This window comes from Nostoc sp. DedSLP04 (assembly GCF_034530775.1).
Classification (GTDB): domain Bacteria; phylum Cyanobacteriota; class Cyanobacteriia; order Cyanobacteriales; family Nostocaceae; genus Nostoc.
The window spans coordinates 39,386-58,329 of the sequence record NZ_JAVRCL010000030.1; the positions used below are offsets into that span (position 1 = coordinate 39,386).

At 39.8% G+C, this 18,944-nt stretch carries 18 protein-coding genes and 1 pseudogene; 11 read left to right on the forward strand and 8 right to left on the reverse strand.

Going from position 1 to position 18,944, the window contains the following annotated elements:
- Positions 1-19 precede the first annotated feature (19 nt).
- From RMX89_RS18280 to RMX89_RS18290, 3 genes are all read left to right on the forward strand, one after another.
- The gene (locus tag RMX89_RS18280) at positions 20-673 is read left to right on the forward strand and encodes a MotA/TolQ/ExbB proton channel family protein (RefSeq protein ID WP_322672955.1); all 654 of its coding nucleotides are present in this window, start codon (positions 20-22) and stop codon (positions 671-673) included.
- Positions 657-1,061 (forward strand): ExbD/TolR family protein, encoded by a 405-nt coding sequence (locus tag RMX89_RS18285; RefSeq protein WP_094352241.1) that lies wholly within the window; start codon positions 657-659, stop codon positions 1,059-1,061. Before RMX89_RS18280 ends, RMX89_RS18285 begins: the two co-directional genes overlap by 17 nt.
- A 656-nt stretch (positions 1,062-1,717) precedes the next feature.
- Positions 1,718-3,652: a hypothetical protein gene (locus RMX89_RS18290; RefSeq protein ID WP_322689926.1), complete on the forward strand. Its 1,935-nt coding sequence runs from the start codon at positions 1,718-1,720 to the stop codon at positions 3,650-3,652.
- Positions 3,653-3,654: 2 nt separating this feature from the next.
- On the opposite strand, the gene RMX89_RS18295 is transcribed toward RMX89_RS18290, so the two are convergent.
- Positions 3,655-4,242 (reverse strand): Uma2 family endonuclease, encoded by a 588-nt coding sequence (locus RMX89_RS18295; RefSeq protein ID WP_322689927.1) that lies wholly within the window; start codon positions 4,240-4,242, stop codon positions 3,655-3,657.
- Between the two features lie 8 nt (positions 4,243-4,250).
- Here RMX89_RS18295 and RMX89_RS18300 point away from each other — a divergent pair, with 8 nt between their 5' ends.
- The 4 genes from RMX89_RS18300 to RMX89_RS18315 all read left to right on the forward strand — a co-directional run bounded on the left by RMX89_RS18300 (position 4,251) and on the right by RMX89_RS18315 (position 7,148).
- The gene (locus RMX89_RS18300; protein WP_322689928.1) at positions 4,251-4,379 is read left to right on the forward strand and encodes a hypothetical protein; all 129 of its coding nucleotides are present in this window, start codon (positions 4,251-4,253) and stop codon (positions 4,377-4,379) included.
- A 97-nt stretch (positions 4,380-4,476) separates the two neighbouring features.
- Positions 4,477-5,544 (forward strand): DUF262 domain-containing protein, encoded by a 1,068-nt coding sequence (locus tag RMX89_RS18305; RefSeq protein ID WP_322689929.1) that lies wholly within the window; start codon positions 4,477-4,479, stop codon positions 5,542-5,544.
- Positions 5,545-5,560: 16 nt separating this feature from the next.
- Positions 5,561-6,550, forward strand: a complete 990-nt coding sequence (locus tag RMX89_RS18310; RefSeq protein WP_322689930.1) for a hypothetical protein — start codon at positions 5,561-5,563, stop codon at positions 6,548-6,550.
- A gap of 127 nt (positions 6,551-6,677) precedes the next feature.
- Entirely contained in the window at positions 6,678-7,148 is a 471-nt protein-coding gene (locus tag RMX89_RS18315) for an SgcJ/EcaC family oxidoreductase (RefSeq protein ID WP_322689931.1), read from the forward strand.
- A gap of 43 nt (positions 7,149-7,191) precedes the next feature.
- Here RMX89_RS18315 and RMX89_RS18320 read toward each other — a convergent pair whose 3' ends face one another.
- The 3 genes from RMX89_RS18320 to RMX89_RS18330 form a co-directional block, all read right to left on the reverse strand.
- Positions 7,192-7,434 (reverse strand): hypothetical protein, encoded by a 243-nt coding sequence (locus tag RMX89_RS18320; protein ID WP_322682178.1) that lies wholly within the window; start codon positions 7,432-7,434, stop codon positions 7,192-7,194.
- Between the two features lie 126 nt (positions 7,435-7,560).
- Complete coding sequence (locus RMX89_RS18325) at positions 7,561-8,253, reverse strand: hypothetical protein (RefSeq protein WP_322682179.1); 693 nt, start codon at positions 8,251-8,253, stop codon at positions 7,561-7,563.
- A 319-nt stretch (positions 8,254-8,572) separates the two neighbouring features.
- Positions 8,573-9,535, reverse strand: coding sequence for an orange carotenoid protein N-terminal domain-containing protein (locus RMX89_RS18330; RefSeq protein WP_322689932.1), 963 nt, complete (start codon positions 9,533-9,535; stop codon positions 8,573-8,575).
- A gap of 82 nt (positions 9,536-9,617) precedes the next feature.
- Here RMX89_RS18330 and RMX89_RS18335 point away from each other — a divergent pair, with 82 nt between their 5' ends.
- The 3 genes and pseudogenes from RMX89_RS18335 (at position 9,618) to RMX89_RS18345 (ending at position 10,933) form a co-directional block, all read left to right on the forward strand.
- Positions 9,618-9,779: a hypothetical protein gene (locus tag RMX89_RS18335; protein ID WP_322689933.1), complete on the forward strand. Its 162-nt coding sequence runs from the start codon at positions 9,618-9,620 to the stop codon at positions 9,777-9,779.
- 641 nt (positions 9,780-10,420) lie between these two features.
- Positions 10,421-10,633, forward strand: coding sequence for a chlorophyll a/b-binding protein (locus RMX89_RS18340; RefSeq protein ID WP_322689934.1), 213 nt, complete (start codon positions 10,421-10,423; stop codon positions 10,631-10,633).
- 69 nt (positions 10,634-10,702) lie between these two features.
- A pseudogene (locus tag RMX89_RS18345) lies at positions 10,703-10,933 on the forward strand (hypothetical protein).
- A 598-nt stretch (positions 10,934-11,531) separates the two neighbouring features.
- On the opposite strand, the gene trpE reads toward RMX89_RS18345, so the two are convergent.
- From trpE to RMX89_RS18365, 4 genes are all read right to left on the reverse strand, one after another.
- Positions 11,532-13,085, reverse strand: coding sequence for an anthranilate synthase component I (gene trpE, locus RMX89_RS18350; protein WP_322689935.1), 1,554 nt, complete (start codon positions 13,083-13,085; stop codon positions 11,532-11,534).
- 94 nt (positions 13,086-13,179) lie between these two features.
- On the reverse strand, positions 13,180-13,605 hold the full coding sequence (locus tag RMX89_RS18355; protein WP_322682183.1) for a photosystem I reaction center subunit II: 426 nt from the start codon (positions 13,603-13,605) through the stop codon (positions 13,180-13,182).
- A 202-nt stretch (positions 13,606-13,807) separates the two neighbouring features.
- A complete protein-coding gene (locus RMX89_RS18360) occupies positions 13,808-15,817 on the reverse strand; it encodes a DICT sensory domain-containing protein (protein WP_322689936.1) in 2,010 nt (669 codons plus the stop codon).
- Between the two features lie 278 nt (positions 15,818-16,095).
- Positions 16,096-16,239: a hypothetical protein gene (locus RMX89_RS18365; protein ID WP_322689937.1), complete on the reverse strand. Its 144-nt coding sequence runs from the start codon at positions 16,237-16,239 to the stop codon at positions 16,096-16,098.
- Between the two features lie 302 nt (positions 16,240-16,541).
- On the opposite strand from RMX89_RS18365, the gene RMX89_RS18370 reads away from it, so the two are divergent.
- Complete coding sequence (locus tag RMX89_RS18370) at positions 16,542-18,833, forward strand: amylo-alpha-1,6-glucosidase (protein WP_322672939.1); 2,292 nt, start codon at positions 16,542-16,544, stop codon at positions 18,831-18,833.
- Positions 18,834-18,944: the final 111 nt, after the last annotated feature.

The following is an 18,944-nucleotide window of genomic DNA, read 5'->3' on the forward strand; positions in this document are numbered from 1 at the left end:
GACGTTATAGAGGCACTACATGGAAATTCAGAATTTATTTGCAGCAGGTGGTATCGTCATGTGGCCCCTGTTGGCGTTTTCGGTAGTAGGTGTGGCACTGATTGTCGAGCGGATTAGATTTTGGGTAAGAATCAATCAGCGTCAAAACCGGGTGGTGCGAGATGTTTTGAATCTCTACCGTCTCGATAATATTGTCGGTGCAATGGATAAACTTCAGAAAAACGCAGATTTGCCACTCGCTCGGATTTTTCTGGCGGCTTTAGAATTAGAAGAGCCAAACCCGGAGGAGTTTCGTTTGGCGTTAGAAAGCGAATCGCAGGCTGAAATACCTGTGTTAAAACGTTTCCAAAACCTTTTTGAGACAATCATTAGTCTGGCACCACTGTTAGGTCTTCTCGGCACAGTATTAGGATTGATAGCTTCTTTTGCTTCCCTAAATCTTGGTGATGTGGGAGGTAGCAAAACGGCAAGTGTTACGGCCGGGATTAGTGAGGCTCTAGTATCAACTGCATCAGGATTGATCGTTGCTATATTCATACTCATGTTTGCCAATACCTTCCGGGGATTGTACCAACGGCAAATTGCATTAATTCAGGAGTATGGGGGACAGCTAGAATTACTTTACCGCCGTCGCTATGAACGAGGAGAAAAAACCTATGCGTCTACCAGATGAACCAGAACTTCCGCTCCAGATCAACATCGTGCCGATGATTGACGTGATTTTTGCAATTTTGACATTTTTCATCATGTCAACTTTGTTTTTAACACGTTCGGAAGGTTTGCCAGTCAATTTACCGAAGGCCGCCACAGCGAAACAACAGCAAGTTCCCACTAAAATTACCATTACGGTAGATGAAAAAGAACAGGTAAGCCTGAACCGTAAACCAATTGCAGTTGATGATTTAACAGCGCAAGTGCGGACTTTAGTTGGTTCTAACCCGGAAGTATTAGTGATTATTAATGCTGATGAAAAAGTTGATTATGGCCGGGTGGTGGCGGTAATGGATCGGGTACGTCAGGTTCCGGGAGCTAAATTAGCGATCGCTACCCAAAGAGAATAAATAGATATATTGGGCATCAGAAGTTCAGAGAGTCAGGAAAATTCTATATTCTGACTCCTAACTCCTTCTTGTCTAATAAACATCTCTAGCAATTATGCGTTGTCCAAAATCCTTGTTATACACAATTCATTAATTTTGCCTAGCTAATTTTCACCAAATATTTAATTCTAACAGCAGTAACTTTTATTAACGTGAGTTCGACAAGCCCTTTTTTGACCTCTCCCTCAACCCCTCTTGGACACCCCTACCGTGATACACAAGTCGAATTACCCCCCTTAATCCCCCCGATGTATTGGGGGGAAACCGGAAAATCTAGTTCCCTCCCCAATACATACGGGGAGGTTTAGGGTGGGGTAATTCGAGGACTAGTAGCGATTCGATAACTTGTGTATACACCGTAGCTTGGACACCCAGAGGGGAGCCAAAACCCTAATTTCTCGTTGCTCCTCCCTTTCCCCGTGGGAGAGGGAGGTTGTCCAGGAGAGGTTTATCGAACTCACGTTTTATTAATGTAGGTTTTGCTAAGGTTAAGTTTCAGCCGAATGCTTCCATTCTAGTATCTAGAATCACGACATAATCCAAACTGACTTGATAAATTGCTAATTACACGAACAAAATAAGGCATAGCAAATTTATACAAGCAGGTAGATTATCTGATGACTATTCCAGAGTCAATTAAAAAATTCATTACATGGATACAAGGTTTTGATCGTCGTGTTTTACACAATGAAGATGACGTAAAAGAAAAGTTAATTTTGCCCATGTTCCGCTATCTCTACTATCCAGAGATATGTCATCGTGAATACTCTTTGAAAACATATCAATCAGAAACACACACCAAAAATCCAGAAATTGCTCAGATATATTTTGCCACAGATGATGTTAAAAAACAAAATACAGATACATCACTCATTTTTGTAAAAACGATAGAACCGCATAAAACTAAGTTAAATAAAGCTATTGAGCAAGCTAAATTTTATAGTAATCATTTTAATATACTATTTTTTATTGTCACTAATGGATATGAAATTAAGGTTTTCCAGCGCCTAGATTATAATCGAGAAGAATTAGTATTCGATCTAAATATAGATGCCTTTAAAAATAACGATATCGTCTCAAAGTTTTATAATAAACTAAATTTTGATGTAGTTAAAAATATTGATAAAAATATAACCGATATTTTGACATATTCTAAATGTAACTTAATAGAAAAATTAATTATACGCCATCCAGATTTACAGTATTTTTTAGAAAAATGTGATTTTGAGCCTTCTATAACACTAGAAGGCTGCCACTTAGTTGTTGTTAAACCAAAAGTAGCGATCGCCTGTAATTTACCCAAAGCTTTTGGAGAAGGTAATTGTCAAATAGAATTCAGTAGTATTCTTTTTAAAGGTTTAAAAATTCGCTTAAATCATCAAGATATTTTAGGTAACTTCATGACTGGATTGCACACTCAACCAGATTGGGGGTGTCGTCGTTTTTTAAAACAGATAGATAAAGATAGTTTTACAGTAAAATTGGGTCAAATAACAGTCATTTTATCCAACTTAGAAGCAATAGACTTGTGTTTGTGTATTGATGAAGTTTGCCAAAAATATAAAAACTCAATAATTGAATTTGAGAATGCTTTAGAAACATGGGATTTTGAATTCATCAAATTTTCAGAAGTTCGTGGTTTTATACTTTTTTCTGTTAGGCAAGAATTATGGGAGTTAATGCAGCAGTTTTTTAAAGAATTTGATTATAAGAAAGGCAAGTCAGAATGGCATCTATTTCATAGAAAAAATATCTCAATTCGAGTGAGTAAAGGAATTCGCGATCGTGCATTTATCTTTCCCAAATTTAACAGAGATTTCTCTTTATTACCTAGTAATCAAATTGATATAATCTACGAGATAAATGATATTAATTTACAATCTATAGAAAAAGCTAAATTTAGCTTCTGGCAGCAAGATATTGGAGTAAGAGGAACTTGGACAGCTAGATATACCAAACAATGGTTATTAGATAAATATATTCCCAAAGTTATTAATTATTACTCTAACAAATCTCAATTATCGGAATCTGAATTGCTAGCAAAAATAACAAATTACAGAAATGAACGTGCGCTGATTAAAGAAATTGATAAGATTAAAGATTTAGTATTTTATCTTCGTGACATCCAATCTTGGCTACATATCTATGTGGAAAATATTGCGGCTTCGCTATTGAAGCCATATTACCAAGCCTATACAAATTTAGTGCGTAACACAGATTCTTCCATAACAGGCATAGACTATATTTTTGGAAATTTGCAAAGAGTTGAGTGGAAAAATACGCCAGAAGAAAATTATAGCAATTCCACAGACTGGAAAAACTTGACTTTTAAATATGCTATAGATTGCTTAGATCGGCAAGTAGTAAGAATAAATAATAGTGAATACGAGAATAGTTTCAAAGCAGATTTAATCACTCGGATATTTATTTGGATTATAGAAAATGGTAAAATATCTTTTTCACAAGCTCAGTTAAATGCTGCTAAACAGGCTTTAATACCAATTTGGGAACAAAGCCGCTTTGAAATGCGCTATATTTATCCTAATCAATAAAATTACATAATTTGCTGTAAATCCAACACAAACCCAGGTAGTACATTTTCTCCTGATAAATTAGTAGGATTGTCTAATATCTCTACATCTTTGCCTGGACGATAAATTTCCACGCGCTTGTTTTTGCGGTCAATTAACCAGCCTAATTGAGTGCCATTTTCGATATACTCCTGCATTTTCTCTTGTAATTCTTTCAAATAATCAGTACGAGAACGCAACTCTACTACAAAATCAGGACAAATAGGGGCAAATTTTTCTTGTTGTTCAGGTGTTAAAGCATTCCATCGTTCAATTTTCACCCAAGAAGCATCGGGAGAACGTTCTGCACCATTAGGTAGGGTGAAACCAGTTGAAGAATCAAAACCTTTGCCTAATTTAGTTTGTTTATTCCAGATTCCTAACTCAACAACCATATCAAAATTACGGTTGCCAGTATCACTACCTGTAGGTGGCATAATTAATAATTCCCCTGATGCTGTACGCTCAAATCGATAATCGCGGTTTTTCTGACACATTTGGAAAAATTGCTCATCAGTCAAGTCAATTTTCAATTTGAGTGTAGAAGGGAAAGTGGTTGTCGTAGCGTTCATAGGCTATTTTGAGCATCTTACTTTCTAGTGTAGTGCTGTGTGGGGTGCGATCGCTGCCAGGAGATCGTGGAGTGCGATCGCACTTTACACAACTTGCAACAAAACGTAAAGTACGAACACACACAGGCGTAGTATGAGTGATACGATTACATAAATAATTATTGGCAAAAAGTCAATTTTCAGATATTGTATTCAGAAATCAGGGAGGAGTTCTATATATGCTAAGGATATCTTATGAGTAGGACAATTAACTTCCAGACTATTTCTTGGTTTTGGGATCTCTATAATAGAAAACTTCTTGAACTTGATCCACCTTATCAAAGACGTAGTGTTTGGAATCAAGATTATAAAGATTTTTTTGTTGATACTGTACTTAATGGCTATCCTGCACCTGCAATATTTATATATCAGGAAATTACTCCTGAAGGAGTATCTAAGGTTAGCATAGTTGATGGAAAACAAAGATTATCTACTTTGTTTGAGTTTGCAAACAATGAATTTCCTGTTTATGAAAAAGCTACAATTGAAAGATTTCGCGGTCAATATTTTAAGGAATTCGATCCTGAAACTAAACAGAATTTTTGGAAATATCAGTTTGCCATAGAATATGTACCATCATCAGATGAAAAAATAATTGGTAATATATTTGATCGTATAAATCGCAACGTGATTAAATTAACCCCTCAGGAACTTCGTCATGCAAAGTTCAATGGAGATTTTATTACTACTGTAGAAGAACTAACTAGCTGGATGTTTGAATATTTAGGTGGAGCTTTTCCAACAATTGATCGAAGATCGAAGAAACAAATGAAAGACGTTGAGATGGTAGCTCAACTCTTACTTTTTCTCGAAGAAGGTGTTAGAGCTTATAGTCAAGAATATCTTGATAAAGCATTTAGTGATCGAGATATTAATTGGGAAGTTAAAGAGGAAATCGAGAATGAATTTCGTAATACTGTTAAAGCTATCAAAGAGATATTAGATTTATCACAAGATATAAGTTTATCTAAAACTAGATTGAAAAACCAAGCCGATTTTTACTCTTTATTTGGTGCTGTTGCTGAACTAAATCGTGAATATGACGAGCAATTTATTACATTTGATGTAGGTGAAAGAATTAATACTTTTCTTAAAGTAGTAGGAGATGCAGATTTAAAAAATCAATCTAAAGATTCATTAACAGAATATCAAAGAAATGCACTAGACTACTATGAAGCTGTTAAGTTCTCATTCACAGATGCGGGTACAAGGAAAACTAGAATTAAAATTATGAAATCTGTGATTCAGGGAAATATAAATTGATAAAAATTTTGGATGTATGATCTATCCTTCTATCCTAGAGCGGAAATATAACGAATATAGTCCTTTTGTTAAAAGAGTTTCAGACAAGGTTAAATCAACACTAATAAACTTTTGTGAAAGCCAAGGATATGCTTTTACTTCGCGTATTAAAAGTGTTGAATCTCTCGCTGAAAAAATTGAAACAGGTAGATTTAAAAAATGGTCAGATTTAGACGACTTATTTGCTTGTACAGTTATAATACCAACTTTATCCCATGAAGAAGAAGTTATACAATTTTGTAAAAATACTTTTAAGGTTACTCATAAAGTTAAAAGAGGGCAAAATAGGAAAGCACCAGATATTTTTAGGTTTGATTCAACTAGAATATATGCTAATCTTAAAAAAGATAATGCCATAAATGTAGATAATGAATTAAGTATTTATAATATTATTTTTGAAATTCAAATTAAAAGTGCTTTTGAACACGCATGGTCAGTTTCAACTCACGATTTGGTATATAAAAGTTCTGAAATTGATTGGAAAAGACTACGTCTAGCAGCACAAATTAAAGCAAATGTTGAACAACTAGATACGCTTATTCTTGCTTTTGAACAAACCTCTCTTCTTATCGAAGAAAATAATTATCCTGATATAAAAATAAAACGTAAGTTAGCTAGTGAAATTAACAAGCTATTTAAAAATGGTAAGATTCCTGAAGAACTACAACCAAAAGACATGAACCGTTTTTGTGATAACTTATATCGTCTGACTATTGATGTAAATAAAGAAAACAATATTCAACCAATTATTGAAAAGATAAAAACAGAAGTTAACCTGACTTCATATAAAAAATTTCCTCGTAGTATTTCCTTGTTTCAATATTTTTTTGTCATATTAGTACGTAATAAAATGATTGAAATCCCTATGAAAAACTACCACTGCCATATAACAGAAGAATTAACTACTCTATATCCTGATATACAGATAGATAATGATTCTATTTTTATGTATAGTGAAGATTGTTAATTTATTAAGAAATACTTTGCCTTAAAAAACCTAATTTTTAGCAAGAGCGATCGCAATCCAAACAACTTCTGGTTAAATGTTACTAATGCTCTATAAGCTTGATACTTTAGAAGGTAGAAAAATTTAGATGCTTTGGTTATCTCAATGGCTAGTGTTAGGAACTATATTTGTTAGCTTAACTTTTAGCACACCTTTAGTTGCCAGTCAGTCTATGAACCAACAAGATATCCAGATATTAATAGAAAAAGCTAAAGATGCATGGGTTGCTCAAGATGTTGACGCTATTGCACAATTGTTTACGATTGATGGAGAACTAATCGTGCCTGGTCAATGCTGGCGGGGGCAAGAAAGAATTCGAGAAGGACTTGCCAATTTTAAAGAACAATATTCAGATGTTAAAATATACATCCACCGGATTATCATTGGAGCAAATCAGGCAGGAGCAAATCAGGCAGCAGTAGAGTGGTACTACGAAGATACAGAAAAGGCAACAGGTCGTCGTAATAAAGCTGATGACGTAATTGTTGTAGATTTTAAGGATAATCAAATTAGTCGTTGGCGTGAATATTTTGACACACAAACGCCAACTAACAAATAGTTACACTAGTCGTGATAGTCAAATCTCCTTAGCTCAAAATGAACTAAGAAGATTGGAGTGTCAAAATTAAGTTGTAATCTAAAAAACACAAGACGTTTATCACCTCAGACCGCTCTGATAAAGAATTTAACCTTCCCTTGGTGATAACAAGGTGGAGGAAGCGACAAAAACTCCACACCGTCAACGTATTTAATTTACACTGTTCAAACATCTGCGATCGCTCTCCTTCGATGTTTGATACTGGGCCACAGCGGCATAACACCCATACAGTGTTGTTTGTTTTCATAAACTAGAATAGCTAACAGTTGGGTGAAAACCTCTCTCTCTCAAGTATAAACACCACCTAGTCAAGAGATATAGCTATATTGTTTATATAAACTTGTCTAAAGTAAGATTTTAATTCTTTATAACTTTAGTTAGTCATTTGACGCCGTTGGGACTGTGCTTGGTTAAACTGCTTTTGTTGTGGTGTTAATTGGCTGTAATCACTTGAAGATTGCATATCCCATTGTAATTCTGCTAGTAACAGTAAACTAACGGTCATAATTAGCCCCGTTGAGAGAAACTGCATAACACCGCAGTATGGCAAAACTAAAATTCCCAGCAAATGAATAAACCCCATCAAAATAAATGTGCGCGAACGCATTCCTACCCCGGTGCAAAAGTAGCCGATCGCACTTAATCCTAACCACAGTGGACACAAACGGATCAACACCTCTCCCCATCCCAAAAAAATGCTCAGATCGGTCAAGATTAAACCCATTAAGATTAAAATCGCCCAGTTATAAACAACCCAGCGTAGCTGTTCTACAGTTGCCCAAAACCAAGTTAAACTTACCATGCCAACTGCACCGAATAAGGTAAGCACTGACCACAAAATTGCTTGGCTACTCCAGCTAATGGGTAGAAACTGGGCGGTTACGAAAATTCCAGATGAAATTAGTCCCCAGAGAATAAATGCTTGATCGACGCGAGTATAAAACTTGGAAAAGAGAGTGAAATTTCCAATTTGGTAGTTGAGACAGACTAGACCTTGAATATCTTGAAAATCTAGCTCTTGCTGTTTTTCACGCAGGAGCGGCTCAGAGGAATTGAAAAAAGTCATTGATAATCTATTACCCTTGGTAGATGAATAAATTATTACTCTATCCAAAGATATATTGTTATTTAAATATAAACAAGTAAAGAGTTCCCTTTGGTCACGTAGGAAACAGTGTTTCGACTACGCTCAACAACTGGGCAGTTTTGCTCAAGCAAGAACTGCCCTCTGCCTCCTGCCTTTCTTGATAAAATCGGTTGTTTTCAATAGCGATCGCAACATCAAAATACCAAATAAAGCGCTATAACTTTCTTTTGCTTAAGCGTGGCGATGTCTACGACGGGCTACGCCTTATCCACGCTTAAGCAGCAACTAATCTAGCCCTCTATTTACGTACTAGGTTCAGCAGTTCTTTTGGAGAAGCCAACAAGTCAATCGCTACAAAGAAGATTTTGCCTTGGGGATCTAGCAAAAAGCGCCATGCAATATTCATGCCCACGCTGGCACCGAACCAAGGGGTTTGGACTTTGCCTGTAACTTTAACTTGGGTATAGCCATCTTCCACAGGCTCAGATACACCCCGCTCTGGGAGCATCTTCAATCCCTGACATTCTTCACGCATATAAGCGCGAATTGCGTCTTGACCAACAATTGGTCTTTCAAAGGGAGGTTGCAAAGCACCTTCGGAGGTAAACAGAGAAACCGCAGCATCAAAGTCATTGGCATTCATGTTGTTGATATAGCCAAGTACCGTAGGATTGTTGATGCCCTCAATGGTGACTTTAGTCCGAAATGCTGGTGCAGTGGGAGGAGCTACCGGCTCTAAGACTTTTTTGTAACTACCAGGAGCATTCGGATCGAATCCCATGCTAATTACGGTATTACGTAAGATGGTAATTTGTTGACCTGAATCTGCATTGCGGATGGCTTGTAACACATCGGCAGCTTTAGAAGAAAGCTTGTAACCTGGTGGGATTGGAGCAACGATTCCCTGAGCCATCCATTCTCCTAACTGATACCAAAAGCCCAACTTGATATTCACCGTGAAGGATGCATAAGAACGGCACAGAGGAGTATCAGCACGGTTAGCCAAATCGTACATGACTTGCGTTTGAGCCTCAAAAGGCATCTGCTTAATTTGTTCGAGTAAGCCTTGTGCAAGGATCATGTTTGCTGCTCCAGGAGCCGCAACTGTGATACTTCTACCCATCTCGGTATAAGCAAACCAAAGTAATGCTAGTTGATCTTCAGCATTGAGCTTAGAGAATGATTCGACGACGGTTGGAACAACGTCAGCAACTAGGGTGCCGGGAAAAATACTTTGAGCCGACTGGATGGTAAAAGACATAGCAGAAATTCCAAAAAGAAAATTACAGTTCTACCGAATGTGAAAAATCAAATGTGCAAAAACCGATGAGAAATGCGTTTAAGTGTTAATAAAGGCACTCAATAGTTTTGACATCACTAGAAAGCCTGTTGTAGACATAGATAGCTCTAATAAAGGCATAGTGATGATGTTGCCGTTGAGTTTAGATACTTGGCAAAGCACATTGCAGGCTCAACTGCATGGTTATTTAAAAAGCCTTGATTAACCGTGGTTTAACGCATTAATGCTGTTTGTGTATCTTTATGTAAAGAAACATAACAATTTCGTTACAAATAAGCAATACTTTCTCAGTTATATATTGATAATTTCTGTTTATCTAAAAAATAAGTTTTCCTGATGTTTAATTTCATGCAATTGGTACTTTTGTATGAATTCCCCTCCAAGAGCGTAGGTGTAACCCTTCTTTGAAGGAGTACGGCTGCACTCAGGAACCACCTGTCGTAGACATTAGACCTCTTGCATAAATCAAAAATAAGAAAGAACCCCACCCCGCCAAAGCTACGCTTTGTCATCCCCTCCCGAAGAGCCTACGGTGTATACACAAGTCTTAAAAACCTAGCCTTAATAAGACTTTCCTCGTTCCCAGTCTCCGACTGGGAACGAGAAGTGAGAGAACAATGGGAAAATCGAGCTTTTTCCGACTTGTGTATACACCGTAGGCTCTTCGGGAGGGGAGGGGTGTTAGGGACTTTTGCAAGAGGTCTATTGCCTAGTTCTCGTACACATCCGAAATACCCTACTCACTTAGTACGGTGATTACTACTTTTATTTTTATCTCAAGTATTTGCAAAAAATATTTACAATATTGAATATTCCTTTACAGAAAGCAAAAACAAAGAGTCAAAAATGGCAAGTAAAGGCTTTAGCATTAACGAACGCAGTAAATTCAACAGATTTGCAATTGAACCCAAAGTTTATGTTGATGAAATTCCACGGATAGGATTCACCAAATATGCTGAAAAAGTTAATGGGCGTTTGGCAATGATTGCTTTTGTTTCACTTATAGCTGTAGAAGTTATCACCGGACACGGTTTGCTTGGATGGCTAACCAGCCTTTAAAGAAGACACTTTGAGATTTCTTAATTTTCTTTACTTGACGAATAAAGCAATTTAGAGTCAAACTTACTTATGAAAACTGATTTTGATTATCCCAAAAAGGATTTAATTGAACCCGTTGTTTTTAGACATGATTTCAACAACTTTGAGACTATCAATGTCAATCAAGTCTGGTAATTATTTTTTACTGCTGGTCAAGATGACAAAGGATTGGGAGAATAAATTGAGTTCGACAGATTTTTCACTAACCTTTTAATTGCCATTAAAGTAACTGGAATTCTTTGGGCGATTTACTTCAACTAATTAGGATGAGTAAGTTTGTTCATTTCTAGTGTGTAGTAACTTCAACAGAGGTCTTGGATCTGGATAAGCTGTTCCACATAAAAGTTGCATATATTGGGCGGGCGAGACGCCCACCCCACAAGAAATGTACAATTTCAGATTATGCAAACTAGATGTGGTTTAGCTTACCAGGACTTATTTGAAATTTTCAATAAGTTTAAAAATTCTATTTAGCTTTGGAAAAAGTTTGATGTTGATTGGATTTATAAAGCTTCCTAATTTGTCGCGGTATTGTGGATACGTGGGCTTAGAAGTAGCACAAATTGTCTCCAAACATCTTGCTGTTCAAAGTAAAACCTATGTAATTCAAAATAGAAGAGTATTGGTACATCAACTTTTAAAGTCTGGTCTGGATGCTCATACCGCAGATCGAACTGTTACTGTACTTATATCAAGCCCGGTTTTACAATTAAGCAACAAAAACCAGTGTGCAATTAATTGTATGCAAGAGAAACCATACAAGTAGTAAAAAGGATTGGGGTTAAAGGAGAGTTTACAGGTGACAGGTAATAATCTCTACCCTCTAACCCGTATTCTATTCCCTTCTTCAGTCCTCATTTCAACGCAAACAACGAATAGCTTCTAATAGACCTCTAGCTTTATTGAGCGTCTCTTCGTATTCTTTTTCTGGCTCAGAATCAGCTACCAAACCTGCACCGGCTTGTACGCTGACAGTACGATCGTGTACTACCATTGTGCGAATTGCGATCGCAGTATTTAATTGTCCTTCAAAATCGTAATACCCATACACACCGGAATAAACACCACGACGACTAGACTCTAACTCGTGGATAATTTCCATCGCTCTAATCTTGGGTGCGCCGCTTACCGTACCTGCTGGGAAGGAAGCTTTCAGTAAATCCCATGCTGTTTTACCAATAGCTAATTTACCCACAACATTGCTAACAATGTGCATTACATGGGAGTAGCGTTCAACCATCATTAATTCATCGACTTTGACGCTACCACTTTGACAAACACGCCCCAAATCATTCCGCCCTAAATCGACAAGCATCACGTGTTCGGCAATTTCCTTGGGGTCTTGGAGTAAATCTTGAGCCAAGGCTGCATCTTCCTGAGTAGTTTTACCTCGCGGACGCGTCCCAGCAATTGGGCGTACCGTTGCTATTACTCCACCATCAGAATCGCTTTCGGCTTTCACCATCACTTCTGGACTGGAACCGATGATTTGCCAATCTTGGAAGTTAAAGTAAGCCATGTAAGGCGAAGGATTTATCTGACGTAGCGACCGATAAAGGGCAAAAGGATCGCCTGTGTATGTTGTTGATAGTCGCTGGGAAATTACTACTTGAAAAATATCACCTGCTTTAATGTAATCTTTCGCCTTCTCAACGCTGGCACAAAAATCAGGGCGGGTAAAATTACTCTGATACTCCTCTGCTTCTCTGCTCCCCTGGTTACTGAGCGCAGTCGAAGTATGCTCCTCTGCTCCTCTGCTCGCAGGCGGATTCCATTCCAATCGAGTTTTTTCTGGCGATAGGGGCAAAGATAGCTTTTCGAGCATTTGGGTGACGCGATCGCCCGCTTGTTGATATGCTGCTTTCAAATCTACATTCGGGTCGCGTAAATCAGCATAAGCGATCGCCCAAATTTTCCGCTTCACCTGGTCAAAAATCAACAAGTGGTCTACTTGCATCCACAACCCATCAGGGATATTCCGCTCATCTGGTGGATAAATGGGCACACGCGGCTCAATCCACTGAATCAATTCATAGCCCCAAAACCCAAATAAACCGCCAATTCCCGGCGGTAACTGTGGTAATTTTACTGGGTGATAAGGTGCTAAACATTCGGCTAAAGCTGTAAAAGGGTCGCCAGCAAAAACCACCTGCGAACCATCGCGGTTTTTCTGAGTCGTGCGATCGCCCCTTGCTTCCAAAACCCACACCGGATCGCAACCAACTAAACTATAGCGTCCCAGTTTTTCCCCACCTTCGATGGATTCCAACAAAAAGCTATAAGGCTGACCTGCACAGACTTTATACCAAGCAGATACGGGCGTATCTAAGTCCGCTACCCATTCTTGATATACAGGGACGAAGTTGCCTTGTTGCGCTAGGGTGGAAAACTGGGAGAAATCCGGAAACATCATTATTTTTCAAAGGTAATTGGTAATTGGTAATGGGTAATGGGTTTTTATTTACCAATTACCCATTACTAATTACCCATTAGCGACTAACAGCTACTTACGGAGCGTCGTAGGTAGTAACACCGCTAAACTTAACTTTAGAGGGGCTGGGGTTTTGTCCGATACGACGGTCTACATAACGCACTTTGTCACGACCTTCAGTTACCTTTTCAGGGAAGTTACCATCAGCTGGGTGAAGTAAAGTGGTTTCTCCGTTGGGTAAAACCCGGTAAACTTTGTAATCTGTGATTTTGAGTTTACGAAGTTGCTGACCGCCCAAAAAGATGCCATATTCTTTACGAGCTATATACAGCAGGTTTTCACCTTTGCGCATAACAGCAGCACCACCTGTAGGCAATTCAAAAACTTGCTCTTTCGGGCTAGTCCAAGTGATCGCGTACTTTTCTTCAACTGCTGCTTTGTTGAGCAAGCCACCAGTGCTGCCAGCAAATAGCGGGGTTTGTCCAGAGAGTGTTTCTGCCATAAAGTCTGTTCTCTCAACGTTTTTAGGGAATCCTAACATCGCAACCAGGATCATATTGCGATCGCGTCATAGACTGTAACAGTTTTTAGTCATTTGTTCTTTGTCATTTGTCATTTGTCCTTTGTCATTTGTTAAAAACCAATGCCCCATGCCCCATGCCCCATGCCCCATGCCCAATGACTAATGACAAAGGACTAAATATCTATTTACTCTTGACTTTTGTCCGCTTTTCCTCTTGGCTACTCCGAACAATTGGGATAGTGAAGTGAAACTGACTGCCCTGGTCTTTGCCAGCTGACTCTGCCCAAATTTTCCCACCCCAGCCATTAACAATTTGACGGCAAATTGCTAAACCAAGTCCAGTCCCGCCAGTGGTGCGGCGCAGCGCTCCTTCTTCTTGATAGAAGCGGTCAAAAACTACTTCTAAACGATTTGGTTCAATGCCGCGTCCAGTGTCAGCTACAGTCACTTCGACCATTTGACGGCTGTTGTAAATCGCTTTAATCGTGATTTCTCCTTGGGGCGGCGTAAATTTCAAAGCATTGTCCATAAGTTTTGCCAGCACCTCGACTAGCCAATCACCGTCAGCTCTTACTAAAGGTAGATTTTCGGCAATTTGAGTCTTGATTTGGGGCAGCTTTTCCGTTGAGGAACGCGTGCGATTTCGGCTGAGTGCTAAATCGACACATTCTTGTAAGCTGAGGGATTCTGGATGCCATTCCACCCGGCCGCTTTCCAAGTTGGAAAGTGTGAGGAAATCTTGTACCAGTTTTCGCATCCGTTCCGAGTCGGAAAGAGCAGTGTTGAGCATGACCTGCTGCAACTCCAAGGGCATATCCGGCTCACTAGCAAGACTTTCCAGACACACTTGAATTGTGGATAGGGGAGTACGCAGTTCGTGTCCAGTGATGGCTATGAGGTTGCTGCGGGTGCGGTCTAGGGCTTCTAGCTGCTGGTTAAGTTCTTCTAGATTAGCGTAAGCTTCCGCTTGGATGAGAGCTGCTCCTACTTGGGTAGCGATCGCTTCTACCAAATCCAATTCTCCAGGTTGGCACTCGTGGGGTGGCATTCGGCAGTAATGTAACTCCACAATCCCCAATAATCGCCCCTGATAGAAAACTGGTTCCATCAGCCAAGAACGAATGGCAAACTTTTTGGCGATCGTGGAAAGTCCTGGCGATTTGGTAACGCGGGGGTCACTGAGCGTATCGCTGACACAAACACCTTCACCTTGTTCCACAATGTCCCGAAATAGGGAATTTTTCTCTAACTCCCAGGTTTGTCCGCAAACAGATAAAATACCGGGAGTCAAAAACTCGTGTTCAATTATCGCTTGGCTATCCGTAGCTTGAGCGCGGTAAATTAAACAGCGACAAGCTTCTAGGTGTTGCCCTAATTCTTGTGCCGCCACCTGGAGAACTTCATGAGGATCGAGCGATCGCCGAATCGCAGTACTAATTGAGTTGACTAATCGCTCTTTTCGTGCTTGAGCAGCAATAGAACGGTAAGCTTTGTGCAATTTGTACTGACTAGCTTGCAAATAAGTTACTAAGCGCTGCACAAAGGGATCTGTATCAATGTCACAGGCATACTCGTTTACTTGTTCGGCTCCAAAGTAGTTTCGCGGTTCGCCAATGCCAAACCTCTGACGTGCCTGTTGAATTTTACTTGTCAGTTCTGGTCTGTAAACCAAAACCCGATCTAACAACAATTCAGCGGCTTTCAGGCTAACTCCCCTTTCTGATGTCCAAATTCCCTCAAATCTTCGGGCTGTGTCTATATCCAAATTAGGGCTTAGTTCCGGTAGTTGGTTATTTTTGGCAAGAGAACCAAGGTTTTCTCGGCAAACCAGACAAGTAGCATAATTGTCAGCAATCACTACCAAATGCCACTCCTGACTTAAGCCATCCGTTGCCTCAAAAGCTATCTTTTCGTAGTGTTCCGAACTGTTGGCGAAATCCGTTTCTGGAGCAGCTAATACGTATATTTGGTTACTCCGCAAGGCAAGTCGCAGGTAGCGATGAGCTTCTTGGCGGTAGAATCGCTCTCGCTGGAAACTAGCAATTACAAGGGGTTTCGCTAAAGTCGCAGCCAAAACTTGATCTTCCATCGCGTGGGAGAGCGCCGTTAGTGAAGCCTTAAAATATAGCTGGGGCCGCAAGTTGGGTAGGGACTTTAGCAGATCACTCAGCACAGAAGTCGAAATGCTCATGAATTATTGTTAAACGCTCAACCTCGATCAGATCCACGTCACAGCTGCATTGTACAAATTCCAAGGGACTCTCAAGTTAAATAGATAGTTGCAATATGTAAAGAACGCTAAAAAGCGCTTTTCGCCAAAGCTAGTCGCAACACTTTGTTACCAAATAAGGGGCGTGGGTACACTTGATTTGCTGATTGACAACCTATTACGCCCAATATACATTCAGGGCAACTGATGCTTTTGCTTGTACAGGTAAATTTTTTCAGGAATAAGTACTAAAACATTAATTATTGTATGGTTTTAACTACTGTGTTCGCTAATAACCACGGACGCTCGATTTCTAGTCCATGCGTTGGCAAAATCGCCTGTCGTAGACATTGCCTACTTCGCCGACGTTGATTTCTGCTTGCTAAATAAGTTTTCTTAGCCAAAAATCATGACTGCGATATTTACATAACTTAATCACTAATGTTGATTAAACTTAATCAATTAATTATCATAAATTAGTCTAATCAAATATCAAAGATTATTTAAAATCTTGTGTCTCTCTACAATACGCTGTTTTTTGTTTAAACTATGTGTCGAGACACAAATCTTTCTTTTATCGACCTAAATAAATTTAGTTGCTCTGTCTCAAAGCAAAAGGTATTTATTCTTTCCTTCTGCCTCTTGGGGAAGAGACTTATACTCAAAAGACCACAAAAATATAGACCTGTACACGGAACTTTGTCTAATGACACCGGATACGCTAATCACCCCAGAAAAAATTTTTCTGGATGGAAAAACTTTTATTCCTGCCGAACAATTACCGATTCCGGAGTGGCCTTGTGTTGTGGCTGAAAGATCGCAACCGACACTAACGGTTAAAGATGATGATTTATTTTTTGTGACAGATACTATCGGTAATATTTCTGGCTGTTCCCTCAACGATGGTAATCTCAGTCTGGGACTGTTTTGTTGTGATACGAGATTTCTCAATCGCTTGGAGTTGCAAATTGAAGGGCGATCGCCTGTACTCCTCAGTAGTACTGCCGAAAAAGGTTTTGCACTCTCAGTTTTGTGTACCAATCCCAGAATCGACGAACGCCTAAAAGCCGAGACTATCGGAATTCGCCGGGAAATCGTGCTGAATGGAGCGTTATTTGAAGAAATAGAAGTATCTAACTACAGCACAACCACTGTCAATTTTGAACTAAGTATCAGTTTTGATGCGGATTTTGTTGATTTATTTGAAGTCCGTGGCTATGACAGAGAAAAACGAGGTCGGCTTTTACGCCTAGTAGAACCGACGACTGAGGAAGGAACATCCGATCGCGTCGATGGTGTTGCACCTGTACCTAAAGAGCCATCTGCCTATAGAGAAGAATCCTTAACACTCGCCTATCAAGGCCTGGATGGCTCGGTGATGGAATCCCGAATTTTATTCCAGCATCGGCAACCAGACAATTTCAAGGGTTACACTGCGGTTTGGCAGCTAGAGTTGGCTTCTCACGAAACTCAAAAGCTGGGCTACCGAGTGAATATGTTGAGAAACAACCAGTCCAGTTCAACCGTGAGCGCCGCCACCACTTTAGGACAGGCGAAAGCTGCTGAGTGGATGGAGGAGCAGCACTGGGTACAACAAATTACCCGCATTAGCTCAGATAAAAGTACCTTCAATCGAGTGATTGAGCGGGCTGAACAAGATATGTATTTGTTGCGCCAGTCTTTTGGTAAGCATAAGACTGTTTCCGCTGGAGTACCTTGGTTTTCGACATTATTTGGGCGAGATTCGTTGATTACAGCTTCTCAAAGCCTGATGTTAAACTCGCAAATCGCCAAGGAAACTCTGATATTACTGGCAACATACCAAGGTAAAATTGACGACGAATGGCGCGAAGAAGAACCGGGTAAGATTTTGCACGAGTTACGTTTGGGAGAAATGGCTCGTTGTGAAGAAATTCCCCATACACCTTACTACGGTACAGTTGATGCCACTCCCTTGTGGCTGCTGCTCTATGCCGAACATTATGCTTGGACTCACGATCGAGAACTCTTAGAGCAACTTTGGCCCAATGCTCTAGCGGCAATGGAGTGGATCGATCGCAATACCAAAGAAACCACTTACCTCAGCTACTTCCGTAGATCCAAACGCGGTCTTGTTAACCAAGGTTGGAAAGATTCTGGCGACTGTATTGTAGACCGCAAGGGAGAATTAGCCAACGGCCCAATTGCTCTGTGTGAGGTACAAGCTTACGTTTATGCTGCAAAAATACGCCTAGCAGAAATAGCTAGGATGAAAAAGCGGCTTGATTTGGCAGATCGTTGGCAAGAAGAGGCCAGAAATCTTAAGGTTCGGTTTAATCAAGATTTTTGGGTAGAAGATCAAGATTTCTGCGCCCTGGCTTTGGATGGAGAAGGTAAGCCAGTAGACAGTATTACCTCAAATCCCGGTCATTGTCTGCATTTGGGACTTTTCACAGACGAAAAAGCTCATAGTGTTGCAGAACGGTTGCGGGCACCAGATATGTTTAATGGTTGGGGCATTCGGACTCTAAGTAGTTTGTCACCCGCTTATAATCCGATGGGTTATCACATTGGTTCGGTTTGGCCCCATGATAACGCTCTGATTGCAATGGGATTGCGATCGCTCGGTCTTATCGATCAAGCTTTAGAAATATTCCAAGGTTTATTTGACATGACTCAGCAGCAACCCTATCAACGTCCTCCAGAACTTTTCTGCGGCTACGAACGGAACGGTGATAATGCTCCTGTGCAGTATCCGGTTGCTTGCACTCCCCAAGCTTGGGCTACGGGTAGTATTTTCCAACTACTGCAAATGATGGTCAACTTAGTGCCTGATGCTCAAAATAACTGCTTGCGAATCATCGACCCCGCTTTGCCAGAATCGATTAATCGCTTGTCATTTCATAATTTACAAGTAGGCCCCACCATCCTCGATTTGGAATTCGAGCGTTCTGGGACTACGACTGCTTGTCGCGTTGCTAAAAAACGGGGTAATCTTCGAGTAGTTATTGAAGCTTAGAAAGAGAGTAGGGGGTGGTGAATTATCCACTCCCTATTTTATGATGGGTGCGATCGCTCAGTGACATAATGTTAAAATTGAGCAACCACAGATAACTTTTGCATCAACTCT